We start from the raw sequence: 16,928 nt of genomic DNA on the forward strand, positions 1-16,928 counted from the left end.
TTCTGGTATGAGAGCCCTCGATACCCATGCCTTGACCCTGTTTTGCGCCGTCGCCCGCTGCCTGAACTTCCGCCAGGCGGCGGAGCAATTGCACATGACCCAGCCACCATTGTCGCGCGCCATCAAGGGGCTGGAAGACAAGCTGGGCGCGCGCCTGTTCGAGCGCGACACGCAGGGCGTGGTCTTGACGCCAGCGGGCCGTACCCTGCTGCCGCAGGCGCTGCACATCCTTGATTTGCTGGAGATGGCGCAGCAATCGCTGCGGCAAGACAGCGCACCCGCGCGCCTGCGCCTGGGCTTGACGAGTTCCGTGGCGGCCGGCCTGTTCCGTCCTTTGCTGGCGGCGCTGGAGGAGCAACTGGGCAATGTCCGCCTGGAATTGACGGCCGCCCCGTCGCCGCGCCTGGTCGCCGCCGTGCGCAAGAGCCAGCTCGATGCGGCCCTGCTTGCGCTACCCAGCGCCACGTTCGAGCTGGCCGTGCAGCAGCTGGCGCGCCAGCCCATGATGCTGGCCCTGCCCGCCGGGCACCGGCTGGCGAAGAAGCGCAAGCTCAGCCTTGCTGACATCGCCCAGGAACCCGTCTACTGGTTCGAACGGGCGCGCCAGCCCGCCTTTTTCGACCATTGCCAGCAAGTGTTCCGCCGGCATGATTTCGCGCCGCATTTCCTGCGCGAAGCACCCGACCACCATGTGCTGCTCGGCGACGTGGCCGCAGGCAAAGGCATGGCGCTGCTGGCCGACTCGTTCCGCGCGCTGCGCATGGATGGCGTGATCTACCGGCCATTGGCGGAAGGCGAGGAATTGGCGGCCGGCATCGGCCTGGCCTGGCAAGCCGACCACGGCCATGCGACCCTGCCCCTGCTGCGCCAGCTGGCGCAGGAATATCTGAAACAGTGACGGCCGCGCGCGGAGGCGCCAGACGCGCTACCATATCGCCTTCCCCATTTTCAAGCGCCACCACGACCATGACGTTTACCATCAGCGACGCCGCCTACGGCACCGATACCCCCGCCGCCAAGCAAGCCATGTATGCGGACTTGCGCTCGCAGCTGCAAGGCTTGCTGTCAGGCGAGACCGACTTCATCGCCAATACGGCCAACTTCAGTTCGCTGGTCTTCAACACCATGCCGGGCCTCAACTGGGCCGGCTTTTATTTCCTCAAGGGCGAGGAATTGGTGCTGGGACCGTTCCAGGGCAAGCCCGCCTGCATCCGCATCAAGAAGGGGCGCGGCGTGTGCGGCACCACGGTGGTCGAAGGCGAGTCCATCGTCGTGCAGGACGTGCATGCATTTCCCGGCCACATCGCCTGCGACGTCAATTCCCGTTCGGAACTGGTGGTGCCCGTGTTTGCGCATGGCCAGATCATCGGCGTGTTCGACCTCGACAGCCCGCTCGTCAGCCGTTTTGACGATGTCGACGCGCAAGGCGTCGAATCCTTGGTGCGCGTGCTGGAAGCGGCTATCGTTGCTGAATAACTAGTTGCCCGCCTTGACGGCGATGAATTCGCCCTTGCCGACCGTGGCCAGGCACGTCGTGTAGCGGCTGTCGGCTCGGATGGCTTCGATGAAGCCGGCCATGTCCGCGTAGTGCGAACTGGCGTTGTCGACCACCAGCACGCCGCCGGCCGCCAGCGCGCGGTCCAGCTGCGGCCACCACTGCGCGTATTGCTGGCGCGCGGAATCGAGGAAGATGAAATCGTAGGCGCCGTCCGCCGCATCGCGCAGCACGTCGCCCGCGTCCGCCAGCAGCTGGCCGATCACGCCCTGCAATTGCGCGCGCACGAAGTTGTTGTGCGCCATGTCGAACTTGTCCTGCGCCTTTTCCACCGTCACTACCTTGCCGCCCAGCGCCTGCACGGCGCGCGCCAGCCACAGGGTGGAATAGCCGTTCGACGTGCCGATTTCCAGCACCCGCCGGGCGCCGCGCGCGTGCACCATCACGGCCAGCAATTCGCCCGTGTCGCGCGTGATATTGAGCATGCGGCTGGCGCGCGCCGTGTGCGCCGCATCATTGGTGTTACCGAATGCTTCGAGTTCACTCAACAGAGTATCGATGCTGGGCATGGCGCCTCCTTGTTCAAAACACCAGCATAGCAAAAAAACTATGCCGGTGCACGGCGCAGCGGACGTTTCAGATACTGCACCATCACCACGCCCAGCAGGGTCACGCCGCCACCGATCACATCGTAGCTGTGCAAGGTTTCACCGAGGAACAGCATGGCGATGATCACCGTGAACACGGGCAGCAGATTCATCAAGGTCGTCGCGCGGCTAGGCCCCAGCTTGGCCAGGCCATGCATCCACAAAAACGGTGCGATGATGGAGGCGGGGATGCCGGCAAACAGCACCAGCGGCAAACCGGCACCGGTGACGGGCGGCGCGGACTGGCTCAGGTAGTACACGAACAGCACGGGCACGGCGCACCACACCTGGATCAGCAGCGAATGCCAGTTATTCAGGGGAATCTTCCAGCGCTTGAGCAGCACGCCATAGCCCGCGTACGACAGGCAGGCCAGCAGCATCAGCGCGTCGCCCACGGCCGCGCCATGGGCCAGCAGGGCGGCCGGATTGCCATGGCTGAGCAGGTAAGCGAGTCCCAGCAGCGACACGAGGCCGCCAAACACGCCGCCCACGGTGGGCGCCTCACCGAGCAGCAGCACGGACAAGCCCACGGCCAGCAGCGGCATCATCGATGCCAGGATGCCCATATTGGTGGCCGTCGTCGTTTGCGCGGCGATGTAGGCGAGGCACTGGTACATGACCATGCCCAACATACCCAGCACAAACAGTTTGCCCAGATACGGTCGCACCACGGCCCGCTGCTTCCATACGGGACGGGCAAACACGAGCGCCAGCAGCACGCCGGCCAGCAACCAGCGGTAGAACGAGATGGCGGCCGGATCGATCACGCCGACGGCCATCTTGCTGACGATGGTATTGATGCCCCAGATCAGCACGGCGATCACGGGTAACAGATAGTGCTTCACTTGCATGTTGCGGACTCCAGTATTCAGGACCACCATTTTCGCATGGTCCGATTCCATGGATATAATGCATAGCGGACAATCGATGCGAAGAACAGGACAAAGACACCATGGCCAGCAACCAGCATTTCCCCGCCGTTTCCGACGCCCTGCCCTATCCCGTGTATTTCCGCCTCGACGATTACCGCGCGCACCAGCAATTCGATTACCAGAGCCATCCGTGGGGCCAGCTCACATATTGCTCCACGGGCGTGATGGAAATCATGGTCGCGGGCCAGCGCTACCTGTCGCCGCCCCAGTACGCCGTGTGGATACCGCCCGAGACCTTGCACGACGGCTATATCCGCCAGGATGTCGTGTTTCACTCGGCCTACATCGACGCCAGCCTGTGCGCGCAGTTGCCGGCCCAGCCGTGCGCGCTGGTCATGAGCCCCCTGCTCAAGGCCATCCTCGGCGACTTTGCCGAACGCCATGTCACCACGCCGGCCACCGAAGCCGACCAGCGCCTGGCGCAGGTGCTGGTCGACCAGCTGCAGCTGGCGCCGTGCAGCCGCAACTATCTGCCTGGCAGCGACGAGCCCGTCATTGCGGCGCTGCTGGCGGCCCTGCAGGCGAAGCCTGGCAGTAACCGCTCACTGGCCGAGTGGGCCGCGCAACTGCACGTCACGGAGCGCACCTTGGCGCGCCGCTGCCAGCGCGAACTGGGCATGCCGTTCGGCGAATGGCGCCAGCGCCAGCGCTTCCTGGCCGCCCTGCCCCTGCTGGAACAAGGAGACACCGTGCAGGCGATCGCGCTGGAACTGGGCTACAGCACGGCTTCCGCTTTCATCGCTATGTTTCGCCGGCAAAGCGGCGGCACGCCCGACCAGTTCCGCCGCGGCCTGCGCTGAAAAAGCGGACCGGCGCTATCCGCTTTGTCATATGGGGATGCTAAAATTCAAACATCTTTCCAGAGAGCAAAAGGACGCGCATGAACCCCAGCACCGAGACGGCCACCGATACCCAAGGCAACGAGGACATGCCCCAGGCATCAGCAACGGCCGTGACGGCGCCAGCGCCCCTCAAGCTCGACAAGGAAGAGATACCGACGGTGCTGGGCAAGCTGCGCACCCTGGTGCAGGACAAGACGCGTTTCGAACCGCACGACATCACGCCGCTGGACGAGGAAGACGTACTGCAGGAGTTTTCGCTGCAAGCGAACTACGCGCTCGAGGCGCGCTTCGAGCAGCGCGTCATCAATGGCTATTTCACGCCAGCGGGCAATGACTGCCGCTGCCAGGGTGACCTGCACGAGGTGGGAGCGCTCGCTCACGCGCAGGAGAAGGAACGGCTGCGCCGCGCGGCGGGCAAGCTCGACAATGCCTTGCGCCAGCCAGGCCAGGCCTACAACGGCGTCGAGGCGGGCGTCTACCTGCCGCACGCCGTCAAGTACTGGCACCTCGATACCTGCAGCAACTGCACCGGCAGCGGCCGCATCAACTGCCACACCTGCTACGGCGCGACGACGGAAACATGCTGGAACTGCCACGGCGGGCGCACCGTCAGCTGCGACGCGTATGGCTGCTACGGCAGCGGCAAGGTGTCGTGCTCGTATTGCAGCGGCAGCGGCACCGTGTCCGAGCAAGTCACCGACTACATCACGGTGCAAGTGCCCACTACCACCTACAGCAACGGCAGCTCGCACACCAGTTACCATAGCGAGACGCGGCCCCAGTACCGCACCGAATACCGCTCTTGCTACCATTGCAGCTACGGCAAGGTCAGCTGCAACACTTGCCACGGTTCCGGCAACATCAATTGCGGCACCTGCCGCGCCAGCGGCAAGGTCACGTGCCGCACCTGCAGCGGCGTGGGCGACTTGCGCTGCAACCCGTGCGACGGTTCCGGCAAGGTGGGCAAGGCGGCCTGGGTCGACGTGCATGTGACGCCCGGCTACAGCGTCAGCCTGCCCAAGCAGGCACCCGATGACGCGCGCCGCATCCGCGACAAGGAGAGCGTGCACTCACTGGCAGCCATTGCCAGCAGCCTGGCCCTGGCGAAAGTGAGCATTTACAATGAAGACCAGCCGCAGGAAGTCGACGCCCTGTATGCGGCCAAGCTGCGCATCGTGCGCCTCGATGCATCGTGCAACGCGGAAAAGCACCACCTGGTGGCGTACGGCACGGACTTGCGCTGGCTGACCCTGGACGACATCGTGGAAAAGCTGCTGCGCGGCGACCTCAAGGCGCTCAGCGACGCGCTGGCCGGCAGCGCCGACGACGGCCTGTTCTCGGCCCACGTGCAAGGTTTGCTGACGCCGCTGCGCGACGTGGCCGCCTCGGAACTGAATGCGGACGTGATCGAGTCCGTCCTCAGCGGCGACGCGGACCACGCGCACGTCGATGTCGTCTCCGCCGACTATGCCAACAATGTGCGCACCTGCGTGCTCGGCGCCCTGCGCCAGGTCTACACGCGGCTGGCCAAACAATTCTGGTGGAAAGGCGCGCTGGCCGCGCTGGCCGCCGCCATCGCCACCTGGTTCTTCGCCGGACGCGGGGCCGCCGCCGTCGCCGGCCTGCTCGTCACGGGCGCCGGCTACTGGCTGTTCAACCGCAAGGTGAAAGCCGTGCTGAGCGAAGCGCTGGGCGGCGAGCGGCAAGCCGAACGGGCCATGGGCATCGCCGGCAAGGGCCGCCGCAACCAGCTGGCGCAAGTGCTGATCCTCGCGCCCGCGAGCGTGGCCGTGCTGGCCGCCAGCTATGGCTTGCCCGTGCGTGTGCGCCCGGCGGCTCCACCGCCGCAAACGGCCATCGCGTCGGCGCCCATCGCGCCCCATGCGCCAGCCGTTGTGCCGGCAGATGCGAGCAGCGCCAAGGCCGTCAAGCTGTACGAAAATGGCGACAAGGTTCAGGCGCTGGCCATGCTGGAAAGCCTGGTCGGCAAGGGCGACGCCGGCGCGTATGGCCTGTATGGCTGGATGCTGCTGATGGGCGAAGGCAAGCCGGGCCCCATCACGGCGCCAACGGCGCAGCAGCGCGAAGCACGCCAGGTGGCCGCCAAGCCCCTGATCGGCAAGGGCCTCGTGAAAAACGACAGCTATGCGCTGGCGGCGAAAGGCGTGATGCTGGCCGAAGGCTGGCAGGAACCGCGCAACAGGGCGCGCGGCCTCGACTTGCTGAAACAGGCCGCGAACAAGGGCAATGCGCAAGCCATGCACTTATTGGGCCTGTACCACGTGCGCGGCTACCAGATTCCCGTCAACCACAAGGAAGCGCGCAAATGGTTCACCCTCGCCGCCGACAAGGGCAGCGCGGGCGACATCTACAATCTGGGACTGATGGACTGGGAAGGAGCGGGACTGAAACGCCCCGACCGCGCCAGCGCCATGCAGCGCTGGAAGATCGCGGCCGCCATGGGAGAAGAACGGGCCATCAAAGCTGTGGCCCAGGGCAAACCCTAAGCGGCAGCGACCGCCGCCAGGGCCTGCAAGGCCATCGGGTTCGGCGTCGGCTCGGCGATTTTCGTCAGCAGGTTGCGGTCAGTGTGGTGGAACGGTTCGTCCTTGCCGCGGATGAGCATGACCGTGTCCTCGTCGTAGCCCCACGTGCCATCGGCGTGGATATCAACCTTGATCCGATATTCGACGGTGGTGAATGCGTGTTCGAGGAAGGGGTTCGAACAGATGCCGTACGCCGTCGAATCGCGCTTGGCCACCAGTTCGAAACTGGTGGCGTCCGCCGTCGTCGTGCCGGACGCCATGGCGATCTGGCCGCGCGGAATGGCCAAGGTCTGGATCACGGCGCCCGTGGCCGGCTCCCACAGCCAGTAGCCGACCTGCTCATGATACGTCTTGACTTGATCCGGCTTGGTGATGTGGATGTAGTAGCGCAAGCCGTAGAACAGTTGCGGGCCGTTGGTGACGGGGTCGATCGGCTGCAGTTCGATGCGCTCGACGAAGGCCTGCTTGCGCGGGCCATCCGCTTTCGGCTTGACGTCCAGGCCGCGCGTGCCCGTCCAGATGCCGGCCATGCCCGTCAAGGGGCCCAGGTTGTTCAGGGTGTGCACGTCGGCGGACGGCTCGGTGTAGATATCTTCGGGAAAATCGCTCATGCGGAAGTCTTCAAAATGGGGCAACAGTGCTTGCCGCCATTGTAAGACGCAGGGCACTCTCAGGGAAAGAGCGCGATGTGGCGTTCGATGAACAGCAGGGCGGCAGCTGCCAGCGCGGAGCGCTGCGCTTCGAACACCGTTTCGTCGCGCGTTTGCAGCAGATTGGCGGCCACCTCGGGCAGGTACAGTGCGCCGGTGATGAACGCCGCCACCGCGTCGATATTCGCGTACAGGGCGCTGTCGTAGCCTTCCCAGTCCACATAAGCCAGCCACTCGGCCAGCATCACCATGCCGGCGACGGGCGGCGCCAGGGCCGCGATGCGCTCCGCGCGCAGCACGCTGTCGCTGCCGATGCCTTCCTGCTGCAGCACGGCCAGCGCCACGTGCTGCAGCGCGTCTTCCGGATCGCGCCGGTATTTGTTCAGCAGGCGCTGCGTCAGCGTATAACGTTCGGCGTCGATGCCGCGCAGGGCGGCCGCCACGTCGTCGTCATGCAGCGCCAGGTGGCGCGCCGCGCAAGCGACATCCACGCCGGCTTTCGCGGCGACGATATCGGTAAGCTGCTGCCGGCGCGCGTCATCCATGCTTACACCAGCGGCTCGGTCGAACCGGTCAGGGTAAAGATTTCAAAGCCCGTTTCCGTGACGGCCAGCGAGTGCTCGAACTGCGCCGACAGCGAGCGGTCCTTCGTCACCGTCGTCCATTTGTCGGGCAAGACCTTGACCTGGTAGCTGCCCACGTTGAGCATCGGTTCGATCGTGAAGATCATGCCCGGTTCCAGCACGATGCCCGTGCCGGCGCGGCCGTAATGCAGCACTTGCGGCGTGTCGTGGAAGACCTGGCCCACGCCATGGCCGCAGAAGTCGCGCACGGAGGAAAAGCCCTGCGCCTTGGCTACCGCTTCGATGGCGGCGCCCACGTCGCCGAGAGTCGCTCCGGGGCGCACGGTGTGGATGCCGGCCATCATGGCGTCATACGCCGTGTTGACGAGGCGGTTGGCCAGGATGGAGACGGCGCCCACCTTGAAGGTGCGGCTGGTGTCGCCGAACCAGCCGTTGAACTTTGGCGTCACGTCGATGTTGAGGATGTCGCCCACTTTGAGGATCTTGGTCTCGGACGGGATGCCGTGCGTGACCACGTTATTGACGGAGATGCAGCTGGCGTGCTTGTAGCCGTGGTAGTCGATGGTGCCGGGGATGGCGCCGGCCGCGCGCATGAATTCTTCGCACAGGGCGTCGAGTTTGGCCGTCGAGACGCCCGGCTTCACGAAAGGCGCGATGTAGTCGAGCGTGTCGGCGGCGATGCGGCCGGCCGCGCGCATGCCGATGAAACCTTCTTCGTCGTGCAGCGGGATTTTCTTGCCGTGTTCAAGCTGGGTGGAATAGCGCATGGGGATTCTTTTCTTTGTTAGTGTGAGGTGGTATGGGCGGCCCAGCCGCGCACGGCGTCGTGCGAGGCGCGCAGCATGGCGTCGACGCTGGCCGGTATCGGCCGCTCCTGGGTCAGGTAAGGTTTGACGACGGCCACGGGCGCATCGATCAGCACGAATTTGAGCAGCATGTGATCGAGGTCCAGTTCCGTGGTGGCGGGCATGGCTTCGGCGCAGCGGACAAAGCAGGCGTCGAGCGCGGCCTGCTCCTCCTCAACGGCGGCCAGCAATTCCTCGCTGAGGCCACTGCTGAAATCGGGGCTGTCCGCGCATTGCAGCAGGAAGCGCGCATACACGGGCTTGCGCCGGCACCAGTCCAGCAAGCCATGCACGCCGGCCCAGGTGTCGCCGCCGAGCCAGCGGCTGGCCACTTCCTCGCGGAAGTCGCTTTTTACGCGCAGCCACGCGCGCGCCAGGATGGCGTTGCGCGAATCGAAGCGGTGATACACGGAGCCGATGGGCGCGCCGGCCTTGACGGCGATGGCGGCCATCGAGACGGCGCCCACGCCGCACTGGGCGGCGACGGCGATCGCGCTGTCGATGAAGTTGTTTTCGTTGAATTTAGCTAGTCTGACCATTCAAATAGAATACAGATTCTATTTGAATTCGTCAAGCACCCAACCATGGACCCACACGAGCGGCAACACGACTGGCCCTGCTGCCTTACAATGGTATGCACGAACCGCCACAAGGAGAATCCGCTTGCTTACGCCCCCCTTCATCGCCTCCTCCCGCTTCGACGATCCACGCCTGGCGCTGGAACAGGTGCAAGCCATTTACCGCAGCAGCATCGAACACTTGCGCGATGCGCTGCAGCGCTTTGTCGCCGGCGAAGACATGCACGAACGTGTGCGTGCCTGCTACCCCTTCGTGCGCATCCAGACGGACACCGTGGCGCGCGCCGACTCGCCGCTGGCCTACGGTTTTGTCGCCGGCCCCGGCGTGTTTGAAACCACCTTGACGCGCCCCGACCTGTTCGGCGATTACTACCTGGACCAGTTCACCCTGCTGCTGAAAAACCATAACAGCGGCCAGAAGGTGCACCTGGAAGTGGGCGTGAGCGCCCAGCCCATCCCCGTGCATTTCTCGTTCGCCGAGCATGACCATATCGAAGGCAATATGGATGCGGGCCGCCGCCTGGCCATGCGCGACCTGTTCGACCTGCCCGACCTGTCGGCCATGGACGACGGCATCGCCAACGGCACGCACGAACCGGCGCATGGCGAAGCGCAGCCGCTGTCGCTGTTCACGGGACCGCGCGTCGATTATTCGCTGCAGCGCTTGCGCCACTACAGCGGCACGTCGCCGCAGCACTTCCAGAACTTCGTCCTGTTCACCAATTACCAGTTCTACATCGACGAATTCATCCGCCTGGGCCACGCCATGATGGACCGCGCACCCGATGCGGCCGCGCCATCGGACGACGACGGCTACATCGCCTTTGTCGAACCGGGCAACGTGGTCACGCGCCGGGTCGGCCAGACGGTCGAAAGCGAGGATGCGCTGGGCGCCGCGCCGCCGCGCCTGCCGCAGATGCCCGCCTACCATTTACTGCGCGCGGACGGCAGCGGCATCACCATGGTCAATATCGGCGTGGGTCCCGCCAATGCGAAGACCATCACCGACCATATCGCCGTGCTGCGCCCGCACGCCTGGCTGATGCTCGGTCATTGCGCCGGCTTGCGCACCACGCAAAGCCTGGGCGACTACGTGCTGGCGCATGCGTATGTACGCGAAGACCACGTGCTCGACGAAGACTTGCCGCTGTGGGTGCCGATCCCGCCGCTGGCGGAAATCCAGCAGGCGCTGCAAACGGCCGTGGCGGAAATCACCCAGCTGACGGGGCATGACCTGAAACACATCATGCGCACGGGAACCGTGGCCAGCACGGACAACCGCAACTGGGAATTGCTGCCGCAGCGCACGCCGGAGCGCCGTTTCAGCCAGAGCCGCGCCATCGCGCTGGACATGGAGAGCGCGACGATCGCCGCCAACGGCTTCCGTTTCCGCGTCCCCTACGGCACCCTGCTGTGCGTGAGCGACAAGCCGCTGCACGGCGAAATCAAGCTGCCCGGCATGGCCAATCACTTCTACCGCGAGCGCGTCGACCAGCATCTGCGCATCGGCATCCGTGCCGTGGAACTGCTGCGCCGCCAGGGCGTGGACAGGCTGCACAGCCGGAAATTGCGCAGCTTTGCGGAAGTAGCGTTTCAGTAATAAGTGCCTTTCCCAACCGCCAGCCGCCCTTGCCGGGCGGCTTTTTTTTGTCCTGCTGCCCACCTTGTTCACCCCCGACATTGTCACAAAAAAACCACAGCTGTCTAGACAGGCGATCAGCAAAGACCAAACTTTCAATGATAATTGAACATAATTTCAAATTTAATTTATTTAACAATTGAAATTTAATACTTTCCTGCTTGCCACAAATAAAATTCATCCACCTTCATTCTGCCTCGTGCCATGCACCTGAACAAATACCCGGCAGTTCTTGACAGTCAAGATCAAAAAATGGTCTGATGAATTGCAAATTTAAAATACTAAATTTGTAAACATAGTCATTTTGAAAATACTTTCAAATAGCTACATAAAACCCTAAGGAAACTAAAGTTTCCTAGTTGGAGGATGGACAATGATTGAAAAGAAATTGAGCAAATCCTTGCGCATGATGTTTGCCGGCACTTTGGTCATGAGCGCAGGTTTCATGCACCAGGCCGTCCAGGCGCAGGAAGCCAAGGCTGGCGAGGAAAAAGTGCAGCGTGTGGTCGTCACCGGTTCCGCCATCAAGCGCGTGGATGCCGAAACGGCCGCACCGGTGGAAATCTACAGCAAGAAAGATATCGAGCGCACGGGCGCCACCAGCGTCGCTGAACTGGTGCGGAACCTGGCTTCCATCGACATCAATGACCAGGGCGAACTGAGCGCCAGCTCGCCTTCCGGTTCCGGCACCACCAACATCAAGATGCGCGGCTTGAGCGAACGCAACGTGCTGATCCTGTTGAATGGCCGCCGCCTGCCGACCAATGCGCTGGCTGACGGTTCGGGCGCGGGCGCCGCGGTTGACGTCAACGCCATCCCGCTGAGCGCGCTGGAACGCATTGAAATCCTGAAGGACGGCGGTTCGGCCATTTATGGCGCCGATGCCGTTGCCGGCGTGATGAACTTCATCACCAAAAAGAACTACCAAGGCCTGGAAGCGAAAACCAGCTACGGCCAAAGCTCGCGTTCGGACGCCAAGGAAAAGACGGCCAACCTCGTGTACGGTTTTGGCAACTATGACACCCAGGGCTTCAACGTGCTGGCCACGGTCGACGTGTTCAAGCGCGATCCGATCTACCGCAAGGACCGCGACCTGACCAGTTCGGCCGACTTCCGCCGCTTTGGCGGTCCGGATGGCCGCAGCGGCTTCCATCCTAGCGGCAACATTGCCGGCGGCGGCACCCTCGTGCCTTGTCCACCGGGCGATTTGAGCGCCGGTTCCTGCCGTTTCGACGTCAACAAGACCTTGCTGACCTCGACCAACGGCGCCGACCGCGCCAGCGGCATGCTGATCGGCAGCCTGAAAATCAGCGACAGCATTCGCGCGTTCGCGGAATTTACCTATTCCGAAAGCAAGGACGACTTCTCGTCCCAGCCTGCGCCTGGCAACTTCGTGTCCAATGGCAAGATCGTTGCCGGCCGCTTCATGCAAATGGGCCCGCGCCAGACCAACCGCAAGGGTACGATGACCCAGTTCTCGACGGGCCTGGAAGGCACGACGCGCGGCATCGACTGGGACGTCGCCATCGGCAAGGGCGTGAGCAAGGCCACCAACCGCGATTCGAACTATGCGCAGTCGGATCTGTTCAACGAAGCGATCGCCAATGGCACGATCGACCCGACCCGCACCGACAACCCGCAGGCCGCCGTCGACAAGATCCGTCTCACGCCTACGCGCGCCGGCAAGTCGGAACTGACCTTCTTCAATGCCAAGGCATCGGCGCCGATCATGGACCTGGCAGGCGGCGCGATGGCTTACGCCGTCGGCGTGTCCTACAACAAGGAAACGCTGAGCGACCAGCCCGACCAGAACCAAATCGATAACCTGGTCTTCGGCAGCATCCAGCAGGCTGCCGTGAAGGCGGACCGCAATTCCAAGGGCATCTTCGGCGAACTGTCGATTCCCTTCCTGAAAAACGTCGAAGCGCAAGTGGCCGTGCGCTATGACGATATCTCAAATGTCGGCAGCAAAACCAGCCCGAAACTGGCATTGCGCTACCAACCGCTGAACAACCTGATGTTCCGTGGTTCGTATGCGGGGAGCTACCTGGCGCCATCGTTGAAACAGATGTTTGGCGGCGTCGATGCGGGCGCCTACACGACCAACGATACTGATATCTGCAAAGCCTTCCCTTCGATCGCCGGCAATTGCACCAACTTCTCCTACTACGAGGTCTCCGGTTCCAACAAGGACTTGAAACCTGAAACGGGCAAGACCTACAACCTGGGCATGGTGTTCTCGCCAGTGAACTCGCTGACGGTCAGCATCGACTACTTCAAGATCAACAAGAAGAACGAGATCGGCACCCTGTCGGAACTGAAGGCAATCGAGCGCGGCAACGTGGAAATCAAAAATGGCGACGCGCGCATCCTGCTGAACAACCAGAACCTGGCCACGACCGAAGTGCAGGGTTTCGATACGGACTTGCGCTACACGTCGCCGCAAACGATGTTCGGCAAGTTCACGATCCGCAATGCGTCCACCATCTACACCCGCATGGAAACGCAGGATACGGAAACCGATCCGGTGCAAAGCACGCTGAAGACGTTCATGAATCCGAAGTACCGCAACACGTTCACTGCCAGCCTGGAAAAGGACAATATGTCCGGTTCCCTGGTCATCCGCACGACGGGCGACATGATCGACTCGCCCTTGCGCCGCGACGAAATCAAGCCGGGCACCCGCACGATTCCTTCGCACACGGAAGTGGATCTGACGGGCCAGTACGTGGCGATGCAAAACCTGACCTTCACGGCCGGTATCAAGAACCTGTTCGACAAGATGCCACCATTTAGCGCGACGGGTGCCAGCAACCAGTATGGCACCCTGGGCTTTGCCCAGCTGTACAACGTGCGCGGCCGTTACTTCTACATCGGCGCAGGCTACAAGTTCATGTAATGCAGCACCATCCCCGGCGGCCTGAAATGGCTGCCGGTGCTACCCACGAAAGCCGCACTCCTGTGCGGCTTTTTCATGCCCGGCAGACGAAAAAAAACCGCTGCAGGCAGCGGTTTTCAGGCAAGTCCAACGCTTACAGGAAACGGTCGAGTATCTTGCGCGTCGTCTTGTCGATATTGAACATGTCGCGTATCAAAAAGTGGATGCCGTGATTGTCGGCGATCAAGAGCGACGTGGCGCCGATGCGGCGGATGTCTTCCTCGCCTTTCAGCACGAACTGCGTCTCGCCCCGGTCCGTGTCCACGTACCACGTGCACGGCGTGGCGAAGCTGCTCACGCTTTTCACGCGCGCGATCTCGGGCATGAATTCGCGTCCTTCCAGCTCTTCCTGCAGCAGGCTGCGCGCCGGTTCCGGCAAGGCGTCGAGGCGGTCGATCCATGCCACTTCCTTGCCATTGCCCAGCACCAGCGAAATGCCTTCGTCGGGCGACTGGATGGGGAAGGCGCGCACGGGCGCCACGCCTTCAAAGACCTGGCCGTCCGCGTCCGTCATCACCAGCTTGCCGAAGGTGTCGCGGCTTAATGTAAAAGTTGTACTGGCCATGCTTATTCCTTGTCGTCGAGCGCGAGTTCGTTGTTGCGCGCCTGTGCTTCGTAGAGGCGGAAATAGGCGCCCTCTTTCGCCATCAGTTCATCGTGACTGCCCACTTCGACGACCTGGCCGCGGTCCAGCACCACCAGGCGGTCGGCGCGGTGCAAGGTCGACAGCCTGTGCGCGATGGCGATCGTCGTGCGGCCCTGCACCAGGTTATCGAGCGCCTTTTGAATCTCTTTTTCCGTTTCCGAGTCGACCGACGATGTCGCTTCATCCATGATCAGGATGCGCGGGTCGATCAGCAGGGCGCGGGCGATCGAGATGCGCTGGCGTTCGCCGCCGGACAAGCCCTGGCCACGCTCGCCCACCATCGAATCGTAGCCTTGCGGCAGGCGCAGGATGAATTCGTGCGCATGCGCGGCGCGCGCGGCGGCGATGATGTCCTGGCGCGTCGCGTGCGGCTTGCCGTAGGCGATATTTTCCGCGATGGTGCCGAAGAACAGGAACGGCTCCTGCAGCACCAGGCCGATATTGCGGCGGTAGTCGGACACGGCGAACGAGCGGATGTCGACGCCGTCGAGCAGAATCGCGCCTTCCGACACGTCGTAGAAACGGCAGATCAGGTTGACCAGGGTGCTCTTGCCCGAGCCGCTGTGGCCCACCAGGCCGATCATCTCGCCCGCCTTGATGTTCAGGGTGATGCCGCGGTTGACGGCCCGGTTGCCATAGCGGAAACCGACTTCGCGCAGGTCGATCCTGCCTTCGATCTTGTCCAGTTTCACGGGCTGCGCCGGTTCCGGCACGCTCGACACGTGGTCGAGGATGTCGAAGATGCGCTTGGCGGCCGACGCCGATTTCTGCGTCACGGAGACGATGCGGCTCATCGAGTCGAGGCGGCCATAGAAACGCGTGCTGTAGGCGATGAAGGCGGTCAGCACGCCGACGGTGATTTCGCCGCGCGACAGTTGCCAGATGCCGAAGCACCAGATGACCAGCAAACCCATCTCCGTCAGGAAGGAGACCGTCGGCGAGAACAGCGACCAGACCTTGTTCAATTTGTCGTTGACAGCCAGGTTGTGCGCGTTGGCGTCGCGGAAGCGGGCCGCTTCGCGTTTTTCCTGCGCAAACGCTTTCACGACGCGGATGCCGGGAATCGTATCGGCCAGCACGTTGGTCACTTCGCTCCATACGCGGTCGATCTTTTCAAAGCCCGTGCGCAAGCGGTCGCGCACCAGGTGGATCATCCAGGCGATGAAGGGCAGCGGCGCCAGGGTCATGATGGCCAGCCATGGGTTCATCGACCACAAAATGACGCCCGTCATGATGATCATCAGCACGTCGGAAGCGAAATCGAGCAAATGCAGCGACAGGAAGACACAGATACGGTCGCTGCCGCTGCCGATGCGCGCCATCAGGTCGCCCGTGCGCTTGCCGCCGAAAAATTCCAGCGACAGTTTCATCAGGTGTTCATACGTGGCCGAGCGCAAGTCGGCGCCCATGCGTTCGGACACCAGGGCCAGCACATAGGTCTTGCCCCAGCCCAGCAGCCAGGCCAGCAGGGCCGAACCGAGCAAGCCGCTCATGTAATACACGACCAGCCACGGGTCGATATGCCTGCCGTTTTGATACGGGATTAGCACATTGTCCATCAGCGGCGCCGTCAGATACGGTGGAATCATGTGCGCGGCCGTGCTCAGCAGCATCAGCATGAAGCCCAGGGCCAGCTGGCCACGGTAGGGATGGGCGAAGCGCCACAGGCGGAACAGGGTCCAGGTCGATGGCGGCGTGTGCAGCACCTTGGCGCAGATCGGGCATTCTTCCTGTTCCGGCTCCAAAGGCGCCTTGCAGCTGGGGCACACTTCCTGCTCCGCTTCCAGCACGGGCTGGCCCGTCAGGTGGCTGTCGAGGCGCTCGATGAACTGTTCCAGCACGCGGATCGCATGCAGGTTCTGGCCCAGGGTAAAGCGCCACGACGCCAGGCGGCCGTGGTCGTCGAACAGTTCCAGGTGGCCGACGCCGGCGTGGTCGTGGTGCGTCAGGCGCAATCCGTGGCGGAAAGACCAACTTTTCCAGGTGGTATCGCCCGGCGAACGGGCCAGCAAACGCTTCTCGGTGACAACTATTATGCCTTTTGTGAAACGTAATCGCGCATCGAGGTCAACCTCAACGCTACTTAAAACGTTCTCCCCTGGAGAAAGGTTGCTCTCCACTTCCGCCAGCCAGTGTTCCGGCAGCGACGTGAGGGGAATAGTTGTTGCAGGAACACTCAGTTCAGTTGTCATCGTAAAGCATACTCCGGCTCGAGGCCAAGCCCTTCAGGGCGGGATTTGGGGGATGGGGCAGACGCCCGATCAATGTTTGTGTACTGCGCGATGGCGAGGTGGATGCACCAGTGGCAATTTCCTGTATTGTATCGAATGGATGCCTGCCGGTAAGGAATGATGGCAAAACGGCGCAAAAAAATCAGCGTCCGTCGTACGGGAACAAGTATACAACAGCCCGCTGTTGCGCAAATGCTCCAGCTTTAAGCAGAGTCGGTATCTTTATAACAAGTATGGCAACAATTAGTAACAATTAGAATGACAACACCAGCAGAATAAGGGCAGCAAACGCGACAAGAGGCCGCTAAAAGTGGCACACTGCGCATACCCGGGATAAAGAACCAAGCACGAGCCT

Annotated in this window: 14 protein-coding genes; 6 read left to right on the top strand and 8 right to left on the bottom strand. The window is 62.7% G+C overall.

Annotation, left to right across the window (positions count from 1 at the left end):
- Positions 1-7: 7 nt before the first annotated feature.
- Positions 8-898 (top strand): LysR family transcriptional regulator, encoded by an 891-nt coding sequence (locus OPV09_RS22720; RefSeq protein ID WP_338679432.1) that lies wholly within the window; start codon positions 8-10, stop codon positions 896-898.
- Between the two features lie 68 nt (positions 899-966).
- Positions 967-1,476, top strand: a complete 510-nt coding sequence (locus OPV09_RS22725; protein WP_338679433.1) for a GAF domain-containing protein — start codon at positions 967-969, stop codon at positions 1,474-1,476.
- Here the strand turns inward: OPV09_RS22725 and OPV09_RS22730 are convergent, their stop codons facing one another.
- Positions 1,477-2,064: an O-methyltransferase gene (locus OPV09_RS22730; RefSeq protein WP_338679434.1), complete on the bottom strand. Its 588-nt coding sequence runs from the start codon at positions 2,062-2,064 to the stop codon at positions 1,477-1,479.
- Positions 2,065-2,102: 38 nt separating this feature from the next.
- Positions 2,103-2,993 carry a DMT family transporter gene (locus OPV09_RS22735; protein ID WP_338679435.1) on the bottom strand — a complete coding sequence of 297 codons (891 nt, stop codon included), beginning with the start codon at positions 2,991-2,993 and terminating at the stop codon, positions 2,103-2,105.
- A gap of 101 nt (positions 2,994-3,094) precedes the next feature.
- Between OPV09_RS22735 and OPV09_RS22740 the strand changes: the two genes are divergently transcribed.
- Both OPV09_RS22740 and OPV09_RS22745 read left to right on the top strand, forming a co-directional pair.
- The gene (locus tag OPV09_RS22740; protein ID WP_338679436.1) at positions 3,095-3,874 is read left to right on the top strand and encodes a helix-turn-helix transcriptional regulator; all 780 of its coding nucleotides are present in this window, start codon (positions 3,095-3,097) and stop codon (positions 3,872-3,874) included.
- 80 nt (positions 3,875-3,954) lie between these two features.
- Positions 3,955-6,423 (top strand): hypothetical protein, encoded by a 2,469-nt coding sequence (locus OPV09_RS22745; RefSeq protein ID WP_338679437.1) that lies wholly within the window; start codon positions 3,955-3,957, stop codon positions 6,421-6,423.
- On the opposite strand, the gene OPV09_RS22750 is transcribed toward OPV09_RS22745, so the two are convergent.
- The 4 genes from OPV09_RS22750 to OPV09_RS22765 are packed head-to-tail and all read right to left on the bottom strand — an operon-like array spanning position 6,420 to position 9,080.
- Positions 6,420-7,073: an FABP family protein gene (locus tag OPV09_RS22750; RefSeq protein WP_072455217.1), complete on the bottom strand. Its 654-nt coding sequence runs from the start codon at positions 7,071-7,073 to the stop codon at positions 6,420-6,422. The genes OPV09_RS22745 and OPV09_RS22750 overlap by 4 nt on opposite strands.
- Before the next feature lie 59 nt (positions 7,074-7,132).
- The gene (locus tag OPV09_RS22755; RefSeq protein WP_338679438.1) at positions 7,133-7,657 is read right to left on the bottom strand and encodes a hypothetical protein; all 525 of its coding nucleotides are present in this window, start codon (positions 7,655-7,657) and stop codon (positions 7,133-7,135) included.
- A 2-nt stretch (positions 7,658-7,659) separates the two neighbouring features.
- Complete coding sequence (map, locus tag OPV09_RS22760; RefSeq protein ID WP_051991081.1) at positions 7,660-8,463, bottom strand: type I methionyl aminopeptidase; 804 nt, start codon at positions 8,461-8,463, stop codon at positions 7,660-7,662.
- A 17-nt stretch (positions 8,464-8,480) separates the two neighbouring features.
- Entirely contained in the window at positions 8,481-9,080 is a 600-nt protein-coding gene (locus tag OPV09_RS22765; protein ID WP_099379113.1) for a TetR/AcrR family transcriptional regulator, read from the bottom strand.
- A gap of 124 nt (positions 9,081-9,204) precedes the next feature.
- Here OPV09_RS22765 and OPV09_RS22770 point away from each other — a divergent pair, with 124 nt between their 5' ends.
- Together OPV09_RS22770 and OPV09_RS22775 are read left to right on the top strand one after the other, a co-directional pair.
- A complete protein-coding gene (locus OPV09_RS22770; RefSeq protein ID WP_034750639.1) occupies positions 9,205-10,719 on the top strand; it encodes an AMP nucleosidase in 1,515 nt (504 codons plus the stop codon).
- A 412-nt stretch (positions 10,720-11,131) separates the two neighbouring features.
- On the top strand, positions 11,132-13,657 hold the full coding sequence (locus OPV09_RS22775; RefSeq protein ID WP_338679439.1) for a TonB-dependent receptor: 2,526 nt from the start codon (positions 11,132-11,134) through the stop codon (positions 13,655-13,657).
- A gap of 133 nt (positions 13,658-13,790) precedes the next feature.
- On the opposite strand, the gene OPV09_RS22780 is transcribed toward OPV09_RS22775, so the two are convergent.
- Positions 13,791-14,261 (bottom strand): DUF1854 domain-containing protein, encoded by a 471-nt coding sequence (locus OPV09_RS22780; protein WP_034750645.1) that lies wholly within the window; start codon positions 14,259-14,261, stop codon positions 13,791-13,793.
- Between the two features lie 2 nt (positions 14,262-14,263).
- On the bottom strand, positions 14,264-16,534 hold the full coding sequence (locus tag OPV09_RS22785; RefSeq protein WP_338679440.1) for an ABC transporter ATP-binding protein: 2,271 nt from the start codon (positions 16,532-16,534) through the stop codon (positions 14,264-14,266).
- Positions 16,535-16,928: the final 394 nt, after the last annotated feature.

Source organism: Janthinobacterium sp. TB1-E2 (assembly GCF_036885605.1).
Taxonomy (GTDB): Bacteria; Pseudomonadota; Gammaproteobacteria; order Burkholderiales; family Burkholderiaceae_D; genus Janthinobacterium; species Janthinobacterium aestuarii.

What these genes read in the sequence shown, in the direction of transcription:
- OPV09_RS22740 (WP_338679436.1), top strand. Translation starts at nt 3,095, where the DNA reads ATGGCCAGCAACCAGCATTTCCCCGCCGTTTCCGACGCCCTGCCCTAT.
- map (WP_051991081.1), bottom strand. Translation starts at nt 8,463, where the DNA reads ATGCGCTATTCCACCCAGCTTGAACACGGCAAGAAAATCCCGCTGCAC.
- OPV09_RS22780 (WP_034750645.1), bottom strand. Translation starts at nt 14,261, where the DNA reads ATGGCCAGTACAACTTTTACATTAAGCCGCGACACCTTCGGCAAGCTG.
- OPV09_RS22730 (WP_338679434.1), bottom strand. Translation starts at nt 2,064, where the DNA reads ATGCCCAGCATCGATACTCTGTTGAGTGAACTCGAAGCATTCGGTAAC.
- OPV09_RS22765 (WP_099379113.1), bottom strand. Translation starts at nt 9,080, where the DNA reads ATGGTCAGACTAGCTAAATTCAACGAAAACAACTTCATCGACAGCGCG.
- OPV09_RS22755 (WP_338679438.1), bottom strand. Translation starts at nt 7,657, where the DNA reads ATGGATGACGCGCGCCGGCAGCAGCTTACCGATATCGTCGCCGCGAAA.
- OPV09_RS22745 (WP_338679437.1), top strand. Translation starts at nt 3,955, where the DNA reads ATGAACCCCAGCACCGAGACGGCCACCGATACCCAAGGCAACGAGGAC.
- OPV09_RS22750 (WP_072455217.1), bottom strand. Translation starts at nt 7,073, where the DNA reads ATGAGCGATTTTCCCGAAGATATCTACACCGAGCCGTCCGCCGACGTG.
- OPV09_RS22735 (WP_338679435.1), bottom strand. Translation starts at nt 2,993, where the DNA reads ATGCAAGTGAAGCACTATCTGTTACCCGTGATCGCCGTGCTGATCTGG.
- OPV09_RS22725 (WP_338679433.1), top strand. Translation starts at nt 967, where the DNA reads ATGACGTTTACCATCAGCGACGCCGCCTACGGCACCGATACCCCCGCC.
- OPV09_RS22775 (WP_338679439.1), top strand. Translation starts at nt 11,132, where the DNA reads ATGATTGAAAAGAAATTGAGCAAATCCTTGCGCATGATGTTTGCCGGC.
- OPV09_RS22720 (WP_338679432.1), top strand. Translation starts at nt 8, where the DNA reads ATGAGAGCCCTCGATACCCATGCCTTGACCCTGTTTTGCGCCGTCGCC.
- OPV09_RS22785 (WP_338679440.1), bottom strand. Translation starts at nt 16,534, where the DNA reads ATGACAACTGAACTGAGTGTTCCTGCAACAACTATTCCCCTCACGTCG.